At 55.6% G+C, this 20,917-nt stretch carries 12 protein-coding genes; 7 read left to right on the forward strand and 5 right to left on the reverse strand.

The window, feature by feature from the left end; all coding sequences use genetic code 11:
• Positions 1–235: 235 nt before the first annotated feature.
• The 3 genes from HB393_RS18695 (at position 236) to HB393_RS18705 (ending at position 1,626) form a co-directional block, all read left to right on the forward strand.
• The gene (locus HB393_RS18695) at positions 236–460 is read left to right on the forward strand and encodes a hypothetical protein (protein WP_213806720.1); all 225 of its coding nucleotides are present in this window, start codon (positions 236–238) and stop codon (positions 458–460) included.
• A 222-nt stretch (positions 461–682) separates the two neighbouring features.
• Positions 683–1,333 carry an HAD hydrolase-like protein gene (locus tag HB393_RS18700; RefSeq protein ID WP_213806721.1) on the forward strand — a complete coding sequence of 217 codons (651 nt, stop codon included), beginning with the start codon at positions 683–685 and terminating at the stop codon, positions 1,331–1,333.
• An 89-nt stretch (positions 1,334–1,422) separates the two neighbouring features.
• Positions 1,423–1,626: a hypothetical protein gene (locus tag HB393_RS18705; RefSeq protein ID WP_213806722.1), complete on the forward strand. Its 204-nt coding sequence runs from the start codon at positions 1,423–1,425 to the stop codon at positions 1,624–1,626.
• Between the two features lie 85 nt (positions 1,627–1,711).
• On the opposite strand, the gene HB393_RS18710 is transcribed toward HB393_RS18705, so the two are convergent.
• The 3 genes from HB393_RS18710 to HB393_RS18720 are packed head-to-tail and all read right to left on the reverse strand — an operon-like array spanning position 1,712 to position 6,095.
• Positions 1,712–3,343 (reverse strand): hydantoinase B/oxoprolinase family protein, encoded by a 1,632-nt coding sequence (locus HB393_RS18710; protein ID WP_213806723.1) that lies wholly within the window; start codon positions 3,341–3,343, stop codon positions 1,712–1,714.
• A gap of 3 nt (positions 3,344–3,346) precedes the next feature.
• Complete coding sequence (locus HB393_RS18715) at positions 3,347–5,317, reverse strand: hydantoinase/oxoprolinase family protein (RefSeq protein WP_213806724.1); 1,971 nt, start codon at positions 5,315–5,317, stop codon at positions 3,347–3,349.
• Positions 5,318–5,366: 49 nt separating this feature from the next.
• Positions 5,367–6,095, reverse strand: a complete 729-nt coding sequence (locus HB393_RS18720; protein ID WP_213806725.1) for a GntR family transcriptional regulator — start codon at positions 6,093–6,095, stop codon at positions 5,367–5,369.
• A gap of 224 nt (positions 6,096–6,319) precedes the next feature.
• Between HB393_RS18720 and HB393_RS18725 the strand changes: the two genes are divergently transcribed.
• The 4 genes from HB393_RS18725 to HB393_RS18740 all read left to right on the forward strand — a co-directional run bounded on the left by HB393_RS18725 (position 6,320) and on the right by HB393_RS18740 (position 16,177).
• Complete coding sequence (locus tag HB393_RS18725; RefSeq protein WP_213806726.1) at positions 6,320–9,139, forward strand: TonB-dependent receptor; 2,820 nt, start codon at positions 6,320–6,322, stop codon at positions 9,137–9,139.
• 63 nt (positions 9,140–9,202) lie between these two features.
• Entirely contained in the window at positions 9,203–10,468 is a 1,266-nt protein-coding gene (locus HB393_RS18730; RefSeq protein ID WP_213806727.1) for a DUF2891 family protein, read from the forward strand.
• Complete coding sequence (locus tag HB393_RS18735) at positions 10,465–14,910, forward strand: M14 family metallopeptidase (RefSeq protein WP_213806728.1); 4,446 nt, start codon at positions 10,465–10,467, stop codon at positions 14,908–14,910. Before HB393_RS18730 ends, HB393_RS18735 begins: the two co-directional genes overlap by 4 nt.
• 19 nt (positions 14,911–14,929) lie before the next feature.
• Entirely contained in the window at positions 14,930–16,177 is a 1,248-nt protein-coding gene (locus HB393_RS18740) for an MFS transporter (RefSeq protein WP_213806729.1), read from the forward strand.
• A gap of 48 nt (positions 16,178–16,225) precedes the next feature.
• Here the strand turns inward: HB393_RS18740 and HB393_RS18745 are convergent, their stop codons facing one another.
• Both HB393_RS18745 and HB393_RS18750 read right to left on the reverse strand, forming a co-directional pair.
• Entirely contained in the window at positions 16,226–17,470 is a 1,245-nt protein-coding gene (locus tag HB393_RS18745; protein WP_213806730.1) for a DUF1343 domain-containing protein, read from the reverse strand.
• Between the two features lie 44 nt (positions 17,471–17,514).
• Positions 17,515–20,727, reverse strand: a complete 3,213-nt coding sequence (locus tag HB393_RS18750) for a TonB-dependent receptor (protein ID WP_213806731.1) — start codon at positions 20,725–20,727, stop codon at positions 17,515–17,517.
• Positions 20,728–20,917: the final 190 nt, after the last annotated feature.

Here is a 20,917-nt window from a genome sequence, read left to right on the forward strand (position 1 = left end):
GACGTTCCGACCTAGCGATATAGGTCAGCGGTGCATTGAGAGAGGAATTTGTAACCCAGCAGACCTGTCGGCAGAATTGATATCGCTGCCTTCAACGTCTATCGAACGGATTGCCGAAGCCTACGCCGGGCGAAACACAAAAGATGTATCGCTTTGCTCATAATCGTCGAATTCGTACGGCCTCGATAACCAGACTATTAACCTATCTGCTAACACGAATGGTAGCCTTAAGCTTATGAGTCAGATCGACCTACAGGAACGCCTGACATATTTCGAGGCAAAGCTGGAAGAGGCTGTGCGCTTGTCCGCTGCAAAAAACCCCCATTCCCCTAAATTCAGCGCCGGTTTTACGACTACGAAGATGAAGGATTGGCGCGAGACCACTGCTTTGATCCAGGAAAGAATCACCAGGATCAAAGCTCAGCTCAAAGAAAAGACTGAAATCATAACCGACGTTTAGCCTTAGTGATAACCTGTGAGGTTTCGGTGTGGCATCCTATCGGCAGGAGAATCCTATGAAAAAGGTCGTCTTGTCAGCGCTAATTCTGCTGTTTACCAGCAGCACCTATGCTCAACACCGCCGTCCCTGTCGCGTCTGGAGAACCCGGCATCATCATCGCGTTTGCGTGAAGCGGTAGAACGATACTGCCGCTAGCGATATTGATTGAAATACATTGGAAGGATGACTGTTAAGCCGCGCCTTGTCATCTTCGACCTAGATGGAACGATTGCAGATACCTTGGATCTGTTCTTGAATTGCTTCAACAAAGCTGCCGACATCTACAGCTTCAGTCACTTCGACGAGAAAAACATGACGTATCTGCGCAGTCTGGATGCTCGCCAGATCCTGTCGCATCACCATGTGCCCCTGTTGAAGGTGCCATCCATTACTCGGTGGATGCGGAAGGCAATGGCACAGCAGATGAGTACCGTAAGCCTCTTTCCAGGCGTTGAGAACACCTTGAAGACGCTGCACGAGATGGGATTAACCCTCGCGATGCTTACATCGAATTCGATTGAGAACGTGACCACCGTCCTTGGTCTTCGCAATCTGGCTCGTTTCAACCTGGTCGAGTGTGGAACATCGATCTTCGGCAAAGCACACAAGCTTCGAAGGCTGGTCTCCAAGAGTGGCTATGCACCAGCGGAATCCCTTTACGTGGGAGACGAGATCAGAGATATTCAAGCAGCAAAGCGCGCCTCCGTCCCCTTCATCGCTGCCGGTTATGGCTATACCCTTCCAGAGGCTCTGCTTCAGGCAGGCGCGAGGCGATGCGTAGCCGAGATCGGGGAGATCAGCGAGCTCATTCGTTCGTTCCCTTTCGATGAATAAGCATCGAGTCCCGGTTAGTAACCGTCAAAAATGCACATTGGATCGCAACCTGCCAGGCCAGAATCCTCGGAGCATGAGAAAATTTCTATATGAGTGATTTTATTCCTAAAGCAAACGGAGTAAAGATTGGCGGTCTAGGCCGAAAAGCGCAGAAGCTACAGGCAGCACGCGAAAAGGCCGCCCAGATAAACAGTGGCGCGAAACCAGTTCCCGGAGCGTCCGTGGCCTCGTTTAAGGCAAAAGACTCTTTTGCCAACACGAAGAAGACGACGTTCCAGCGCAAAGCTGTCTAGGCACTTAGCGCAGAGATGTTGTGTCACCCTCGATGGCCGGCCCGGTATGTTTTGACGAACGTGCTGGGCCGTATTGAGTCAGGCGTCACTCCTCTTGCCTTCCCCATCCGCCACCTCCTGGCGTCTCAACACGGATCACGGCACCCGCAGGCGCGTCGAAGCTGCATTTACCGGGCAGGGCAGTTGCTTTCTCGTCCAAAAGAAGCAGCGACTTGCCAAGTGCGCCGGAAGATCCGCCGGCCAGTCCGTAGGGTGCAAAGATCCTGCGATCCATCAACATGGTCACCTTGGCCGAGTTCAGGAGTTCGATCTCGCGGATGATGCCATCACCTCCACGATACAGCCCGCCCCCACCGGAGTCCGGCCGGTAGGAGTAAGAACGGACGCGGAAGGGATAGGCATATTCGAGCGCCTCAACCGGTGTGTTGAGCGAATTTGTCATGTGCGTGTGTATGCCGGAGACGCCATCCGCGTTCGGTCGTGCGCCCATACCGCCGGCGATGGTCTCGTAGTAGGCGAAAGGCTTCCCCGTACGGGTATCGACGCCGCCAATCGTAAGGTTGTTCATCGTTCCCGAGCTTGCCGCCGGAATTCGCCCAGGAAGGGCCTGAGCTAATGCTCGGAGCAGCACATCGACGATTCGTTGCGAGGTCTCGACGTTTCCTCCCGCGACAGGGGCGGGCAACTCTGCGTCGACGATGCTTCCCCGCTCTGTGATCACTTGCACCGGTCTCATCAGACCTGCAGTTGCTGGGGCGTCTTCGGGGAGAAGACAGCGCATGACGTAATAGACCGCCGAATAGGTGATGGCGTAGACAGCGTTGATGCTGCTGGCTACCTGCGGGCTGGACCCAGCAAAGTCTACGGTGACCGAGCGATCCTCTGCATTGAGTTTGATCGTGACTCGTATGCAGATGGGGACATCGTTGAAGCCGTCGTTATCGAGAAAGTCTTCCGCGGTAACGCTGTCGCTTGCTATCTCTGCGAGTTGAGCGCGCATGAGCCGTTCGGAGTAGTCCATGAGATCGGCTGAAAGCTTGCGGATGGATTGGATGCCGTACTTCTCTATCAGCTCGTGAAGGCGGATCTCGCCGACGCGGCAGGCTCCGATCTGGGACATAAGATCGCCACGACGTTCATCCGGAGTGCGAACGTTATGCAGGATCATCTGAAGGATGCTGTCGTTCAAAGTACCTTCTTCCAGAATGCGCACAGGCGGAATGCGCAGGCCCTCCTGATAGATCTCGCGACAGAGCCCCATGGAGCCCGGATACATCCCCCCCACGTCTGCATGATGTGCGCGGACAGCGATATATAGGAGAGGAGTCTCAGGTGCAGTGGGTGGGAAGACGCCGAGAACCATCGTGATGTCCGGCAGGTGGGTTCCACCAGCGTAGGGATCGTTCAGGATGGCGACATCTCCCGGACGAAGTTTCATCGCCTCCATTACGGCTTTGACGGACATAGGCATCGATCCCAGGTGGACCGGCATATGGTCGCCCATGGCGATGACGTGTCCTGCTTCATCGAAGACTGCGCAGGAGTAATCACGACGCTCTTTGATATTCGGAGAGAAGGAGGTACGGCGGAGTGCGGCGCCCATCTCTTCCGCTACCGAATGAGTGGCGCTCTTGAAGACTGCTAGCTCGATCGGATCGCTCTCCGTCCCGAAGAAGGATGTATCAGAGACTTGATGCAGATCAGTGGAAAGTGGCATCGATTAATTCACCTCAACGATCAGGTTTCCGTAGAGATCGACGGTTGCCACGCAACCCGGAGGAAGCACGGTCGTTGAGCTGTACTCGGTAATGAGTGCTGGACCCGAGATTGTATCTCCCGCAACCAGTAGGTCCCGGCCATACACCGTACTTTCCAGCCATGCGCCGGAGAAGTAGATGCGACGAGACTTGAGGATCGCCTGGGCTCCGTCGCCCGCTTTTGCTCGACTCACAGGAAGGTGAACGGGCTTATTCTGAACGACGAAACGTACGCGTACGTTGACGACTTCGACCTCCGCGTCGCGGTTCGCGTATCCATATCGCTTTTCGTGTGTGTCGTGAAAATCGCTAAATATGGTTGGCGTCTCGGCGATGTTCAACTCGTATCCCTGACCCGCATAGCGAAGGTCGGCGGAACGAAGAGTCTTGCCTTCTAATCCCTCTTCCAGGAGATCCTTTTTGCCACGCTCTTCGAGTTCGAGGAAGAAGGTTTGAAGTTCCTCGCGAGTCGCCTGCGATAGCATCACGGTTCGCGAGTAATCCCGCACCGTGTCGGCCATAAGGATGCCCAGTGCAGACAGCGCGCCTGGCATACGAGGAACGAGAACACGTCTGATCCTCAATGACTTCGCCATGAAACAGGCGTGCAGCGGACCCGCGCCTCCGAAGCTGACGAGGGTAAACTCGCGTGGATCGTAACCGCGCTCGATCGAGATGACACGCACCGCCTTCTCCATGGCCGCCTCTGCCAGCAAAAGAATTCCGGAGGCAAACTGCTCAACCGTAGTCAGTCTTTCTTTGGCCTGATCCATCAGCTCGCGGGTGCGATCTGCCTCTAGCCTTACACCGCCGCCCAGGAAGAGCTCAGGATCGAGACGCCCTAGAACGAGATTGGCATCGGTCACGGTTGGCTTCAAGCCGCGTCCGTAGCAGATGGGGCCGGGGATGGATCCGGCTGACTCCGGCCCGACGTGGAGAATGCCGCCCTGGTCGAAACGTGCGAGCGAGCCACCGCCCGCGCCGACAGTATGAATGTCGAGCATGGGGACGCTGACGGGCATCTCAGAGACGACGGCCTCGCTGGTAGTACGGGGACCTCCCTCAGAGGCGTCCATGAGCGAAACATCGGTGGAGGTGCCGCCCATATCGAAGCCAATAATCTTGTCGAAGCCCGCCATCCGGCCGAGTTGATATGCGCCGATAACACCGCCGGCGGGTCCGGACAAGACGGTTCGAACCGGCTCCCTCGCTGCAAGACGTGCTGACACGATTCCACCGGACGATTGCATGACATGGATGGAACTATCGGGAAACCCCTCGGTCAAAGCACCTTCCAACCGCCGCAGATACGTACCGACCTTGGGAGCGAGGTAAGCATTTGTAACAACGGTCGAACCACGTTCGAATTCGCGGAACTCCGGCAGGATCTGATGGGAGATGGAGATGGGCAATTCAAGAGGCGCGAGCGCTTCAGCGATGAGGAGTTCATTTTGCGGATTCGCAAAGGAAAACAAAAGCGAGATGGCGATCGATTCTGCGCCGCTTCGGCGAATCGCTGCGGCTAACTCAGTAAGTGCCTGTAGTGACGGGCTTGTCAGAATCTCCCCGGCCGGGCTGGTACGCTCCTGTATGCCGAAGCGCAACTCCGGCGGAATGACACACGGAAGCGGCGAGCGGAACCAATCGTAGAGGCTGGTGCGGGCCTGACGTCCAATTGCGATAGTGTCCTCGAAGCCAGCAGTAGTTACAAAAGCGACCTTCGCGCCTTTGCGCTCAAGCATGGCGTTCGTCCCTACCGTCGTTCCGTGCCGGACCTCGAGAGTATCGCCACCTGTAGCAATTTGTGTAACACACTGCAGGACGGCTTGCCCAGGATCCTGAGGAGTGGAAAAGAGCTTCAGCACCTGCACCTCACCATCCTTCAGGTAGACACAGTCGGTGAAGGTGCCACCGCTATCAATTGCTATTCGCATACGACCAAGACTCCATTCGACTCGTGCAAAATCAAATCCTACAGGCAAGCTAGTGGGTTGTGCGATGTCCGCCAGACGCTCGCGACGGAGTTGGAGTGGAAGTGCTGCCGGCCGGACTGGACGCGGCATCTCGAGAGTAACCCACGCTCGGGATGGTGACGCGAGACGTGCGTTCGATCGTGCGAATAACATGCTCCGTTGCGCGGTCGCGTGCCTGATCGGGTCGGCGTGCCTTGATAGCACGGACGATAGCGTGATGTTCGTCCACGAGCTCTTTGCCGTAGCTTGACATAGAGATAACAAGATAGAAATAACGAATGAGCCGTGTCTGCAGATGCGAAGTCATCTCGGCCATCAGCTCATTCCCGCTGGCGGCCGCGATCTCAACGTGCAGGTTACGATTCCATTCGAGGAAGGTTTCGTAACTCTTCTTCTGACCTGCGTGGTAGACATAGTTTGCCCAGCGCTCGATGTTGGCGATCTGTTCTTCGGTGGCACGCTCAGCGGCCATGGCAGCAGCCGCAGGATCGAGCACAAGCTGCATCTCGTTCAGGTTGCGAAACTCATCGAAGGTAAGCGGAGCGACGAAGTATCCACGAAAAGGTACGATCTGAAGAAGTGCCTCCTCCTGCAAACGGCGGCATGCCTCGCGAATAGGGGTTCGACTCGCCTTATAACGGGCGCAGAGTTCAGACTCCGAGAGAGAGGCGCCTGGCTTGAGCTCGCAGCTAATGATGTCGTTTCTCAGCGCCACATAGATACGGAGCGATTCCGTCATACCCATCCACCTCTACATACGATCTGTATACAGGACTCGTTCTCGCGACAATAGGAGCCTCAGAGAAAGCTCCGATTTCTTCATTCATCTCAATATAATCCAATTTCACCGCCTGATTAGAAATATGTTGACACATAGTATGCACGACGGTATAAGCAAGAAACACCGTTGTGAAAATTACATAAATATGGCGCCCCGTGAAGCGGCAGCGCCAGGAGGATGCAATGCGTCTATCCCTTGGAAACAGGTTTTGGTTTGTCCTTGTCCTGATCTTCTCCGCCGCTTCATTCGCCTCGGCGCAAAATACGTTTGGAGATATCTCGGGGAGTGTGTCCGATCCCTCCGGAAGCCCGATTCCTGGCGCGCAGGTCACATTGACGAATACCGATACGGGTGTCACGAACACCGTGACGACGAAAGACGGGACGTATCGCTTTCTGGCGCTCCTTCCCGCTCACTATCAAATCACGGCGTCGGCAAACGGATTTGCCTCGAAGACCGTCACTAAGCTTACGCTTGAACTTGACGGTCATCTTCAGCAGGAGATCGGCCTACCGGTCGGCGCAGCAAGCACGAGCGTTACAGTGGACGGCTACTCTCCACAAGTGAACGTCGAGTCCAACACGGTCGGTGGCGTGGTGACCCAGGACGAGATCGACAAACTCCCCGTCAATACACGCCAGTATCTGAATCTTGCGTTGCTCGTACCGGGTACAAGCCAGGATGGTTCCCGATCGTTCTATAACAATGTTCAGATTGCCGGAGGCTCCGGCTACTATACGAACGGCTTTGTCGTGGACGGCGTCTCGAACATCTTCGCTGAGATGGGAGAGCCACGGCAGAACTTTCCCCAAGGCGGTGTACAGGAGTTCAAGGTAAACATTACCCAATATCCAGCGGAGTTTGGGCTCTCCATGGGCGGACTGATCTCGGTTGTGACCAAGAGCGGCACAAACGGCTTTCATGGCGAAGCGTTTGAACTCTTCCGTAATAAGTTCATGAACCGCCCTACTCCATTCCAGACGACCAACCCCGACTTCAATCGCAATCAGTTCGGCGGCGACATTGGTGGTCCCATCCTCAAAGACAGGATGCACTTTTACGCGGCATTCGAGCGGACCCAAACAACCGAGACATACACGATCGCAACTGGTTCGCCCCTGTATGCGAGCAATGATGGCATCTTCGACAAGCCCAGCCACGATCAGATGCTCACAGGTCGAATCGATCATCAACTCAGCGATAAGCAGGCGTTGTTCGTACGCTATGCGCAGGAGTGGAATCTCCTCTCCTACCAGGGCTGTGGCGGTCGGACGGTGCGAAATTGCTACAACGGCCAGATCCCACGGCAGTCCATCGTCGCAGGCCATACGTGGACGCTCTCTCCTTCCCTCCTTAATGACTTGCGATTTCAGTATGCGTATGCGTCGTATCAGCTTGGACCGCCGAACGCCCCCATTCCTAGCGATCCCACAAATTACTCGCAGACTGTCCTGAACAATCTGCAGACGGCTTACGTCTTTCCAAGCTTTAGCTACGGATTCGGCTACGCCGATACTGGTGTTGAGCGCCGCTTCCAGGTACTCGACAGCGTATCTTACGCGCGGGGCAAGCATAATCTGCGCGCCGGGTTCGATGTGAGCTATATACCGTTCACCGATGGCGCGGCGAGCAACTACAACGGCTCCTGGACCTTCGGCACAGACCAAGCCTTCAATCCCAAAGATGCAGCCAGCATTGCCGCTCTGAAGAATCCTACGTCTTACACGCAGACCATTCCCTTTCTATCCACAAAGATCCCGACGACACCGCTCGGTATCTACGGTGAGGATGAGTGGAAGGTAGCGTCACGCCTCACGCTCAATCTTGGCCTACGTTGGGAGCGGCAGTTCGGTTCGTTCAACGAGCGTGAAAACTTGACCCCTGCACAGGCAGCGATTCCCTTCATGAACAATCCGAAGACTCGTGGAGACAGCAATAACTTCGCGCCGCGCCTGGGTCTCGTCTGGAACCCTTCGGGCAAGGGGCGAGATGTAATTCGCGCTGGATATGGCATCTACTACAACAACATCCAGACCCTGCAAAACTTCTCCGAGCCACGCAACCTACTGAGCTGCTCCATCAGCATCGCCAACCCAAGCTATCCCGATCCATTCGCGGGAAAGACAGCAGCGCAGTTCTGTAGCGCGAACAAGCCTACCGTCTCCTTTATGGCGCAGAACTTCCAGAATCCCTACGCACAACAATACTCAGTGGGATATTCGCGCCAGATCAGCAATAACCTTTCACTAAGTGTCGATGGACTCTACAGCTATAGCCTCCACGACTACCGAACGGTTGATCTCAACTACAGCACCGCGACGCCTCGTCCGGTTGCGGGCTGGAATATCATCAATCTTCGCGCTCCCATCGGAGCGGCGAAGTACAAGGCACTTTTTGTCAGTCTGGATAAGCGTATGGCGCACCGGTATATGTATACCGTCGCGTACACACTATCCTCAACGCGAGATAACAATCCCCAGGCAACCGTTACGAATCCGCTCAACCCTGGCCTTGATTGGGGGCCTGGCAGCAACGATCGGCATCACTCTCTTGTTACAAGTGGCGCGGTGCAACTTCCTTTCGGGTTGGTGGCCAGCGGCATCCTAACCGTGCGCTCTGCACAACCTCTCAGCGCTTATAGCGGCTTGGTCAATTTGGACTCGACCAGCCAGTATGTAGCCGGAACCACGCGCAATCAGGTCAATCGCAACGTCTCCTTTACCGCGATCAATGCGTACCGGGCCACGCGAGGCCTCGCCGCGATCGATGCATCGACAGTTCAGAACAGCAACTACCAGTCCTTCGATTTCAGGCTTCTGGAGTCGATAAGGCTGAATGAGCGTAAGCGTCTCGAACTTTATGGACAGGGGTTCAATCTCTTCGGCCATGTCAACTACACAAACTCCACGATCACCACGACAGTTACATCGGCGACCTTCGGCCAGGCATCCGCGGCAGGCAACATGCAACAAGGCGAGCTAGGTGCCCGCTTCATCTTCTAATTCCCTTCTACTATTTGTACAACGGGATGCAATCGATCCGACGATCAAAGCAGAAAGATTGAGATGACCCTACAACTGCCGAAGATCGGTGTAGCCTGCATAACGACTCTGTGTCTCCTGCCATGGGGCTCGACGTTGTCTGCGCAAGTCCACACCGATCTTTCGAACCGCATGGCCGCCTATGGCCGCACTCTTCCCCACGCAACCGTCCCAAAGTTTGGGCCCGAAGAAGCTGTCGCTCTTGCAGCTTGGCCCCTCTCCTGCATCGACCATCCCCAGGCTGCCCCAGAGGGTGCGCAATACCTCTGGCTCTACGGATCGCGTCCTCAGCTCCCTGCCGACTACGACAAGACACGAGCCTTCTACGGATGTTACGACTGGCATTCAGCAGTTAACTCGATGTGGATGATGGTGGCGCTCTCTAAGGACTATCCCAACCTTGCGTTGGCTTCACTTATGCGTGAAAAGCTGATCGAGCATCTCGATCAAAAGAATATCGCGGGAGAACTCGAATTCTTCAAACAGGCCAAGGCCTTCGAAAAACCTTACGGATATGCCTGGCTGTTAAAGCTCGATGCCGAACTGAAGACCTGGAACGATCCCGATGCAGCGAAGATCGCAACGAATCTAGAACCGCTTGTTCAAATGTTCTCGGGCAAGTTGATCGAGTACTTTGACCATCTTCCTTACGCCTCGCGGGCTGGCGTCCATCCGAACACTGCGCTCTCAATGACGCTGGTGTTGGATTATGTAGATACCGTGCCGGACCAGAAACTCAACGACGCCGTGCTCCGCAACGCGAAGCGATTGTTCATGGCGGATCGTCAATGCCCAACGGCATTCGAGCCAGGCGGTACGGAGTTTCTCTCTCCATGTCTCGCCGAAGCACAATTGATGATCCGCATTCTTCCTGCGGCCAAATATTCCGCGTGGATCGATACGTTTCTTCCTCAGTTTGATTCGCCTGAGTTCCAGACACTAGCCAAGGCCGTTGATGTCTCGTCGATCACTTCGAAGGAAGAGTTCGCGGGCAAATCGCACCTGATTGGACTCGCCTTCCAACGCGCCATGGCGATGTCGAAGATCGCCGATGCGCTTCCGCCTGCTGATCCGCGCGTTCCAGTGCTCCACCAGTTGGCCGCCCTCAACGCCAGCCATGGCTTTGGAGCGCTGTTCGAGGCTGGCTATCTCGGCTCGCATTGGCTCGGCACCTATGCCGTCCTATATCTGAGGGCTGCGCGGCACGCGGGGCCACAGCCTGCCGGTCCTGCGAAAGCCCTTCCGCCCTCCACTCATGCAAAACCCGCGAATGAGGATCCGACTCAATGAAGAGATACACTCTCGCCGCTACAGTCCTACTCGTTGCTTCGTTTGCCACCGCAAACGTCCGACCTCAATCTGGGGGAACGCCTCCCGGAACTACGGAGAAAGAGAGCTTCCTGGAGAATCCATTTCATCTCGGGACTTTTCTTCAGGACACCAATGGAGACAACATTCCGGATGCTGTGTGTGGGCACATAATCGTTCCTACGACGCCTTCAGCCGCGGAGAATGCGGCAGCAGCAAACTTGGCGGCACGGGTTGGATACGAAAGCTCCGCGCTCACACTACCGATCGTCGTGCAGGGTGCGGTTAAACCCATTCCTGGCTGCCCAGCAACCGCGAAAAACATCTGGATCGGCCTGGGCTCGCTCTCCCTCGAAGCCGTCGTCTCAGTGAAACGAATCTCTGGGTCCTTGGGGTTAGGTGAAGGTGCGGTGGTCGCGGTGGATGGCGGCATTGCATTGATTGCACCAGATCCTGTCGGTCTTCTTGCTGCTGCAGATGCCTATGCGGCACGGGCTCCCTATCTTTGGGCTATCCCCGGAGACAAGATACTGACGCTCGCAAAGAACGCCAATGATGCCTTCACCAAGGCAAAACAAAGCTTGTCGGTGGAGCTTACGGCGCTAGTCTTCGCACAGGGGGCGTCGGGACCACGTCGCGCTGTGCTGCGACTTCAAGGCAACGCGGATGCGATCGCAGTGCGAAAACTGCTCCGTCCCGAAGAAGGAACGCCAGTATCGTTCTCGTCGGCCCGGGAGGTCGAGATCATGATCGGCGATACCCCGCTTACTCTGGCCAGCAGCAATATAACTGCACGACCTGCAGCGCTTCCGGCCATGCCCGATACATCTGGTGGCGAGACCCGATCGCTGGATCTTGCACGTCTGTACACCATCAAAGGGCTGTTGACAGGAAGCGCCAAGAAGCCGATCCCCTCCGGTACCGCCGCGAAGCTCTATGTGCCGGCCGGCATACAAGGCGTAGCTATGGCCAACCTGGCCGCTCGCATCGGACTTGAGACCGTCGGGATCACGCTGCCGATCGCCTTCCCGGACGCGGGCCTCGCCGCCTCGCAGATCCAGGGCGCTTCGATTGTTGTGGATGGTTCTCCCGCGGCGGATCACTTGAAAGATATTCTCTCCGCCACAGGCAATACGGACTTAGATAAGCTATCCCCCGGATCCTATAAGACCTCCACTAAGTTGACTGCACTTCCCTCATCCGAGGGTGAGTTGCGCGTGGTGGAACATGGCTTTGGCAAGGCCGATGCGATCTTTGTTCGCGGCGATGAGGCGGGAGCCTCAGCCGCACTTAGCTATGCCTCTGAGCATCTTCCATACTTGTGGGAGGCGAACAAGCGCTTCGCATCCACAGAAGAGATTCGTGACGACCTGCGCCACCTCTTTGGGCTAAAGTCAGACATCGGTCAGGCGACGGCCGCACTCTATCATCTTGACCAATGGAGTCGACAACTCGCCAAGCAGCATCCAGGGAAGCTTGCCAGTGTCCATGCCGAGATCGATGTCGATCAGTCGGACCCCGCTCTCCAGGGCTTCGCGAAGAAGCTACTTGCGACGAACTTACACGCCGACAAAATCGATGTCATTACCGGAAATCTCCACGCCGGAATCAAGTGCTGTGCCGGCGAGGTTCCCCAGCATCTCCAGTCGGACATCATCCCTTTCAAGCCGGCGGCGCCGACCTTCGCCGAGGATCTTACCCTGGAGTGGGAGGGTAAACGATTGCTTGCTGCCGCGACAAAAGCGATGCAGCAACTTCCTTCCGGTGCTCACCTCAAGCTCGAAGCCGGCGTGAGCGAAGGACCCGAACAACGCATCAAGCTTACGGCACAGCTTAGAACGATGCTTGCGAGCGCCGGAGCGAAGGACGCTGAGGTCGAAGTTTTCTGCGCATACAAACAAGGCTATAGCTGGTTGATGGATAGTATTGCACCTGCTCTTACAGGCAAGTCTGTCGCAAAGGTAACGATCGAGTTTGCTCCCTATATGGATCCCAATCGAAGATCTACCATGCGTTCGGAAGAGCGTTGGGTGCAGGAGCTCTATCCCGTTGACGCCATGCTCGCGACAAAGCTGAAGTTGCCTTTGGCCAGCGTGACTCTCGCCAAGATGCCATCCGATGCAGGTCCTACATATCGCGTCCACGTATACGGTGCAGACGGCACTGAGGTCCTGACGCGTGAGTTCACCGAGCATCTCGCGCCGAAGCCCTACTCGAAGGAGTTCAGCAACTACGAGCAGGTTGGTATAGAGACGGGATGGATTAAGATCTCCGCCAACGACAAGTCCATTGCGAACGAGCGAATCGCAACCGATCTGGAAGAGTTTTGGGATCACTACCAGAACCAGACGCTGCCCAAGATCTACAACTCCGTCCTGGCGCAGAACGACGGCAAACCGAAGCTCGAGTACCAGCCCCTCTTCGATACCATCAAGATCGACTTCCACATGAGCGAGCCGGACTATCAGCTCGGACTCGACCAGGAGCGCATCTCCGCACTCGAAGGTCTACAGGAAGATCTGCTCTTCGCCACGCAGAACGGCTTTTACATCTTCGGCAACACTTTTTCGACAGGGGCGATGGATTACATGGGCCGCATCCTCCCTGTGGCACATCTCTCAGACGAGGGTCAAGACAGCCGCGTAAGGATCGAATTTTACGCCAACGACGCGGCCCATCCCCGCGTTCAGATGACATGGAAAGAGAGTCCAAACGCGGTCGAGCAAGAGCGTCATCGCGATCTTCCAGCCATCACGACAGGCGATCCCAGGCTCGTCGCGGCACGCGTCAAGGCCGGTTCCGACACCGTCTCTTCGCTGATCTGGCAGCTTCCAGTCGCGAGCTCCGATGACAAATTTGAAGAGTGGCGAAGCCTGGTGAACGAGGAGTCGCTCGAGCACACCGTACTCTCCGCGGAACAAGCAAAGGAGCAGTTAGCATGGATTGAAAAGCTCCATACTGCTGGACTCTATCGAGCTCGCTTTGCCTATCCCCATCTCGCATCGCTTGGCGTCGAGTTCTTACTTCCACTTGAGCTCCATCCAGCGGAGCACACAAAGCATGAGATTGCCTTCGCTCAGGTCGCGGTAAAGCAACCGGAACATCCTCGTCCGCAGATCGCCGACGTAAAGCCCGCCACACAAAAGGCCGACAAGACCTACGTCCAATGGGATCAGCCGATCGGTCTGGAGGAGAATGAGCAGCTTCTCTCGCGCCTTTCTACCTTCCCTGGCGTAAACGTCTATTGGATGGGACGCAGCTACCTTGGAAACAATATCTGGGCCGCGGATGTCATGTTGCCCACACCTTCTGCACTTCGCTCCATGGCGAAGGAGACCACACTCAAAGCGGCCATCGTGTATTCAGGCCGACAGCACGCAAACGAAGTTTCGAGCACTAGCCACATACAAAAGCTGGCCGAAGAGTTGGTATTGAATCCGGAGACGCGAAAGTCGCTCAACAAAGTCAATGTAGTGCTGCACCCCATAACGAACCCGGACGGCGCGGAATTGGCAATGGACCTTGCAAAGATCACTCCGGACAACATGCTGCATGCGGGGTATCACGCCTCCCTCACCGCCGACATGGTCACGGGCCAATGGGACCAGGATCCGGTCTATCCCGAGTCGAGGACGCGACGGCAGCTTTGGGAGGCCTGGCTTCCGGATGGCTTTCTCAATCCGCACGGATACCCGTCACACGAATGGGTACAACCCTTCTCTGAGTACTCCGCCTGGGTTATCACCCGTACCGGCGCCGAACAGGGACGCGCCTGGTGGATTCCCCGTGGATGGTTTACCAGCTTGAATTACTTCGAAGATGAGGATCATCCTCTTAGCAAGACCGTCACCTACACGCTCCGCGATTATATTGTTGACTCCATGTCAAAGGCGCCTGGAGTACTCGATATGAACGCCCGCATGAACGCCAACTACTTCCGCTATGGACAGCAGTGGGATCAGCGCGCCTTTCAACAGCCCATCTATAAAGGCGTTCGCGTCTACATGGCGGTCACGGGCAGCACTCCGGGGCCACGTTCGCCTGCCTTCAGCGCACGCTTTCCTGATGTAACCTACGACGACGGATATACCGAAGCTCCAGATGAGACAGCACGCGGCCCATGGCTGCATCTCGTCGCGGGGGCAGGGCTTGCGTACGACCACGCCCATCTAAAATACCTCTCAGACGGTAAATTCAAGATGAAGCGAACACAGAAGGAGTTCTTCGACGGCATACAGTGGCAGGTGAATCGTGATCGCCCAGTGCTGCCCGAGGAACACCCCACAACTGCACCCACTGCTCCTACGCCACCGGACGGTTCGAAGACTGCAGCACCGACAGGCATAGCCGGGGAGCCTCTCAACACCAATCCAACCCCCACGCCTGAGCCGACTACCTCAACGCCCTCTCAACCCCAGCACTAGTCAGGAGACCGATAGGTCAATGGCAGGGACCCTCACTAACGCGTACGCACCTGGGCAAGAGGCGTCCTTCTGGGAGCTTGCGCGAGAGCCCTTCCGCCGTAACGCGCTACTCGCTGCATCCTTTGGATGGATGCTCGACAGCATGGACGTCATGCTGTACTCGATGGTGATTCCAGCAGCCCAGCGGGATCTGCATATGAGTTCAGCTACAGCTGGCCTTGTAATGTCCCTGACCCTCATCGCGGCCGCAGCGGGAGGTATCTTCTTCGGCTTCGTTGCAGATCGCCTCGGACGCACGCGGGCGCTCTCCCTCAGCATCCTCATCTATTGCGTCTTCACCGGGCTATGTGCCTTCGTGCAAAACGTGCCTGAACTTGCGCTCTGCCGTATGCTCCTCGGGCTTGGTATGGGAGGCGAATGGGCCGCAGGGGCCGCCCTCGTTGCGGAGACCTGGCCTACAAAACATCGCGGCAAAGCGCTTGGTCTTGTTCAGAGCGCCTGGGCGATCGGCTATGCTCTCGCGGCTGCTGTCGTCGCAGTAGTAATGCCTCACTTCGGATGGCGCGCCGTCTTCCTGGTCGGTCTTCTCCCCGCCCTTGTGACCATCTGGATCCGTCGGAAGGTGAAAGAACCAGACACCTGGAACCACGCACCAAAGGTCTCGGCGCGTCGTCTATTTCAAGGGGACCTGGGCCGCCGCACCCTAGTCATCACAGCGATGAACGCCGCGAGTCTTTTTGCCTGGTGGGGCCTATTCTCCTGGGTCCCATCGTTCCTTTCACTCCCCGTCTCGAAGGGCGGTCATGGCCTGGACATCCTCCATACCTCATCCTTCACAGTGCTCATGCAGGTTGGAACCTTCCTCGGCTATATCAGCTTCGGGATGCTTGCCGATCGATTCGGCCGGAAGCGGGTGTACATCACTTTTCTTCTGGTTGCAGGCACCCTCGTTCCCTTCTATGCGTTAGCTCACACTCCTATGATGGTCCTTCTGCTTGGGCCGCTCGTCGGATTCTGGGGCTCGGGCTACTTCAGCGGATTCAGCGTCATCGCCAGCGAAGCCTTCCCAACCGAGCTTCGAGGACGTGCCATGGGCTTCGCATACAACCTCGGCCGAATCGCAAGTGCCGCTGCTCCCTTCCTCGTAGGCTATATAGCCCAAAGCCGCGGAATGGCATTTGGCCTGATGCTTACCTCCTCAGGATTCCTGATCGCAGGTCTTATCGCTACACGCATTCGCAAAGAATGGTCTTCTGTCGCACCTTAGTCCGCGGAGATACAAAGGCTCCGTCTCTCGTTGAGGAATGTATGGCCGCTAGTTGTAGAGCAGATACTTAGCACGGCGCTTCTTGAAGGAATCAAGCTCCGCCTGCCACCCACTTGCAATCTTCCGTGGATCGGTACCGTTCTTGATCTGTGCCAGCACATCCTTATTCAAGAGCAACCGGTCGACCCGATCGATCTGGAAGCTCGAAGGATAAAGCTTCCAAATAGCCGAGGCGACCTCCATTCCGAGTTCCGGACCATCCACAATGTTTCGGTCGTTCACCAAGATCTCAACGCCCTCGCACCGCTCGCCATGATAGGGATACTTCTGCTCGCCCCCCGGAGTGAAGAACACAGGAATGAAGCTAAGACCGGGAATCTTTCGCGCATTTAGATAGGCCGCGAGCTCAACGCCGTGAATCCAGGTCGCTCCAAGCCGCACGAAGGGAGTGTCCGTCCCGCGTCCTACGCTCAAATTGCTTCCCTCCAACAAGCCAATGCCCGGATACACAATCGCCTGCGTCAAGCTGCGCAGATTCGGCGACGGGTTTATCCAAAGCAATCCCGTCTGATCAAACCAATCTTTTCTATGCCATCCCGTCATCTTGATTACAGTCAGCGAGGCATTGAGATGCTTCTCTCCATTGAAGAAAGTTGCCAACTCGCCCATCGTCATACCCTGTCGTACTGGCTCAGCATAGTAGCTGATGTAATTTTCTCTACCCGCCGTCGTAAGTGGCCCTTGTACATCGAGGCCAGCAATTGGATTGGGACGATCCAAAACAATTACCTCTTTGTGATATGCCGCAGCGGCCTCCACAAAGTAGCCAACCACAGTCTCAAAAGTGTAGTAGCGAACTCCGACATCCTGCAGATCGATCACCACCGCATCCACACCTTCAAGTTGCTTTTCTGTCGGATGCCTAGAGGCTTCATCGCTTCCAAAGAGGCTAGTCACTGGAAGTCCGCTGGCCTCGTCCTTCGTGTCGCTGATCCCCGACCGGTCCAAGACACCACTGATACCATGCTCCGGGCTGAAAAGCGCCACGAGACTCAAGCCAGGCACTGCGGTCACCGCATCCTTCTGCAACACATCCACCGTACGCCGTTGCTTGATATCCAAGCCCGCCTGATCCGTCATAAGTCCCAGGCGAAGGTGTCCGCCGTGTTTTGCGACCATCTCTCGTAATGGCGCGAAATTATCCGACTCCAATACATCAATACCTGTCTCGACCTCTGCCAGTGCAGGCAGAGCGATTATCGAAGCAAACAGTGAAAGCATCAGCAGCTTCATCTCTTCTCCTTCCGATTTGCTTCCTTACCTAAGATTCCAGAACACTAAAAGGAGAGCCGCAGAGCCAACTGCAACTGTCGTGGTTGCGCATTGGTTCGTAACGAACTGATGACCCCGAACGTTGAAGTCCCCAGTGTTGAACCGGGCAGACCGAAGTTCGGAGTGTTCGAAATATTGAACGCCTCCGTGCGGAACTGGAGCTTCGCGCGTTCTGTCAGATCAAAATCCTTGAACAGTGAGACATCGAAGTGCCGGAAGCTGGGTCCATAAATACTGTTCCGTGCCGTGGTCCCCAATTGTCCCAGGGGCTGCGCCGCAAAGGCAGCAGTATCGAACCACATCGCATTCGTCTTTGTGCGAACGTGTGGCACTCGGAGTTGATTCGGCCTATCCGAACCGATACCCGCATTCGTACGCGGACTCGAATTCAAGACTGTGAAGGGTTGACCGGTCTCCCAGACATCGATCGCATTCGCCTGCCATCCCTTCGCCCACACAGCCTTCCATCCATTCCATTGATCCGCAAAGCCAATCCGATAGTTCAACATCATCGCAAATCGGTTGCGAACGTCAAGCTCGCTGTTGCCGTACTCTACAGTCTTTGTATTGGCAGGGTCCGCGCTGGTGTACAGACCACCCTGCGAGAAGCCCTGCGTATCGCCCAGCGCATGGGCCCAAGTGTAGTTCGCTTGCAACGTCAAGCCATGGCCCGCCTGCTTGACAATAGTTGTTTGCAGCGAGTTGTAGTTGGAGAAGCCATTCGACTGGATATTGTAGATATCTGTTACGTTTGGGAACTGCTTATAGAAAGGCCGCAACGTAGTGTAGGCGTTCGCTACTGTGAGCCCCAAGGGTCCGAGATTTACGTTCGGGCTGGTTCGCAGCGCATGTCCAAACTCTCCCACATAGGCAACGGTTACAACTGCATTGAAACCAATATCCTGCTGTACGTTAGCATTGAACTGTTGAACATAAGAGTTCGCATAGCTAAGCTGCATACCGCGCAACGCACCTGCAGGTGACGTCGTGGAGGCTTGCGTAGGTAGAGGTAGCGGAGTAGAGAACGTAGTCGTATTCACGTTGGGAGAGTATGTTCCGACGTACGGCGGATCGGCAAATGGCACGGAAGGACCTGTGTTGTCGCGAAAGAATACGATGCCATACGCGGCACGCAATACCGTCCTGGGAAGGACATTGAATGCGATGCCGAAGCGCGGAGCAATCGACTTGTAATACGTCTTGATATCAGCGGTATTTGAGGCATTCTGACCCGCGACGCGAAACGTTCCCGACACTGGATCGAAGTGTGAGATGTGGTTTCCAGTGTCCACATCGGGCGTGATGATGTCGTAGCGCAGGCCTATATTGAAGGTTAGATTCGGAACCGCCCGCCAATCATCCTGCACAAAGAAGCTAGGCTCAAAGCTACGCAGATATCGAGGAAATAATTGCACGACCCGCGACACCTGGAATACATTTCCTTCCAGTAGGTTCACCAGCGGGGTAATGGCGGAGTTAGTAGTAGACGCCGGATTCGTCGTAAAGCTGAAGGAGCCAGCACCAGAGGTAGGCTGCTCGTTGAAGATCTGACGTCGTATCAACATCGCTCCATACTTTAGGGAGTGATGTCCCTTCACCTGCGTTAACGTTCCGCTGTACTGGAAGATATTGTCGCGATCGAACAACGGAAGCGAATTTGAATCTCCCAACGGGGCATACCCTGTAACTGCAACTGAAGGTAATGCGGAGGTGAAGATATCAACGTTCGAGTTTTGAATGCCGAACGCATTGCCAAAATTCTTACCGTAGTTCAACGGCAAGGACACATTACTCACATATGTGTATCCGGCCTTCAACTCCAGAACCAGGGTAGGACTGAAGATGTGCGTGTAATCCAGAAGCGCCTGCTGGGCCTGCTGCGAAGCGGGTCCGGGAAATGATACTGATCCACCTGGGTCGACGCCGCCCACATTAGGCAAGGCCGTGGGCGTAACTGTATTTACATTGTTATAAGTCCAACGCCCAAATATAGTATTGCTCTCATTGAATCTATGGTCTAGGCGCCCATCGGCCGTAGTACTGTTCTGCGTCTGAGGATAGGAAGAAGTAAAAAATGAGCCATTGTTCGGAGCAGGATACAACGCGAAGTACTTGGCCCCTACAGGATTGATCTGAGATGTGGTCAGGGTCGGACCGCCGCGGTCCGAAAAGTCACCAGGGTGCGCCACCTCATAAGCAGTCGGAACCGTATTGTTCACCAACGCATTCGTGGCATCGATACGGCGATATCCTTCAAAGTCCGCGAAGAAGAAGGTCTTGCGACGAAACACCGGACCACCAAGGCTCGCGCCGTACTGGTTCTGCCGGAACTCAGGCTGCTTGCCTACAATGGCTCGCGTAGCGTAAAAATTTCGGGCATCGAAAAAGTCGTTCCGAAGAAACTCATACACCGATCCGTGGAACGAATTGGTTCCAGACTTTGTAATGAGGTTGACCACCGCTCCCGGCGTCTTGCCAACCTCCGCAGGATAGATGTTGGTCAGCACACGAAACTCCGCAATAGCCTCCACCGAAGGTCGAACGCCGATAGTACCCACCGTTCCCTCGTTGTTGTCGACCCCCTCCACCATCTCGTAGTTCAGCGTATCGGACTGCGCATTCGCCACAACAGAAGAGGTCTGCCGGCGATCGTCGGGTCGGTTTCCATTCGAAATCGCCGAAGGCGTTCCTTCATTCGAACCCGCCGCCAACTGAGCCAACTGCACGAAGTTCCTGCCATTTAGCGGAAGATCTTCCACCGCACGCTGGTTGACAACCGTACTCAGTGCCGTAGTATCTGTATCTAAAGCAGGTGGCGCTGCACTCACCTCGACCTGCTGCTGGGTGCCGGCCACCGACAATGCGACATCCACGCGCCTGCGATCTCCGCCGTTCAAGAGAAACGACTTCAGTTCGTAGCGTCCATAGCCCTGGGCTTCAACCACAACGCTATAACTTCCATTCTGCAGCAACGTAAAGGTGTACTCCCCTGCCGCATTTGTAACCGTAGTGCGTTCCTGTTGCCGATCCACCTGTGTGAGGACAACCTTAGCGCCCGCCACCGTCGCGCCGCTTGCATCTCGCACAGTGCCAAGAATATCTCCCGTTGTAACCTGCCCGCCTGCAACAGCGGTGTAGGTTAGCAGCAGTACGGCTAACGCTCCGCGCACAAACGTGACAAGACACAATGGGACAGAGTAAGTGGATGGAACGCGCATGTCGAACCTCATTTCATGTCCCCATAAATTGGAGACAGTAGAAGGGGTGAACAAGTACGAATCGTTCTACCAGGTCAAGCTCAGTGTAGGTCTGGTTATGCCGAGTTCGCGAATACTTTGCTTAGAACGGCTCAGGCCCCCTGCCCAAATCGAGCAGTATTTCATGGTTGTAAAAATGTATATACATGTA

Origin of the sequence: Granulicella sp. dw_53 (genome assembly GCF_018449545.1) — a bacterium.
Classification (GTDB): Bacteria; Acidobacteriota; Terriglobia; order Terriglobales; family Acidobacteriaceae; genus Edaphobacter.

What these genes read in the sequence shown, in the direction of transcription:
- HB393_RS18695 (WP_213806720.1), top strand. Translation starts at nt 236, where the DNA reads ATGAGTCAGATCGACCTACAGGAACGCCTGACATATTTCGAGGCAAAG.
- HB393_RS18700 (WP_213806721.1), top strand. Translation starts at nt 683, where the DNA reads ATGACTGTTAAGCCGCGCCTTGTCATCTTCGACCTAGATGGAACGATT.
- HB393_RS18705 (WP_213806722.1), top strand. Translation starts at nt 1,423, where the DNA reads ATGAGTGATTTTATTCCTAAAGCAAACGGAGTAAAGATTGGCGGTCTA.
- HB393_RS18710 (WP_213806723.1), bottom strand. Translation starts at nt 3,343, where the DNA reads ATGCCACTTTCCACTGATCTGCATCAAGTCTCTGATACATCCTTCTTC.
- HB393_RS18715 (WP_213806724.1), bottom strand. Translation starts at nt 5,317, where the DNA reads ATGCGAATAGCAATTGATAGCGGTGGCACCTTCACCGACTGTGTCTAC.
- HB393_RS18720 (WP_213806725.1), bottom strand. Translation starts at nt 6,095, where the DNA reads ATGACGGAATCGCTCCGTATCTATGTGGCGCTGAGAAACGACATCATT.
- HB393_RS18725 (WP_213806726.1), top strand. Translation starts at nt 6,320, where the DNA reads ATGCGTCTATCCCTTGGAAACAGGTTTTGGTTTGTCCTTGTCCTGATC.
- HB393_RS18730 (WP_213806727.1), top strand. Translation starts at nt 9,203, where the DNA reads ATGACCCTACAACTGCCGAAGATCGGTGTAGCCTGCATAACGACTCTG.
- HB393_RS18735 (WP_213806728.1), top strand. Translation starts at nt 10,465, where the DNA reads ATGAAGAGATACACTCTCGCCGCTACAGTCCTACTCGTTGCTTCGTTT.
- HB393_RS18740 (WP_213806729.1), top strand. Translation starts at nt 14,930, where the DNA reads ATGGCAGGGACCCTCACTAACGCGTACGCACCTGGGCAAGAGGCGTCC.
- HB393_RS18745 (WP_213806730.1), bottom strand. Translation starts at nt 17,470, where the DNA reads ATGAAGCTGCTGATGCTTTCACTGTTTGCTTCGATAATCGCTCTGCCT.
- HB393_RS18750 (WP_213806731.1), bottom strand. Translation starts at nt 20,727, where the DNA reads ATGCGCGTTCCATCCACTTACTCTGTCCCATTGTGTCTTGTCACGTTT.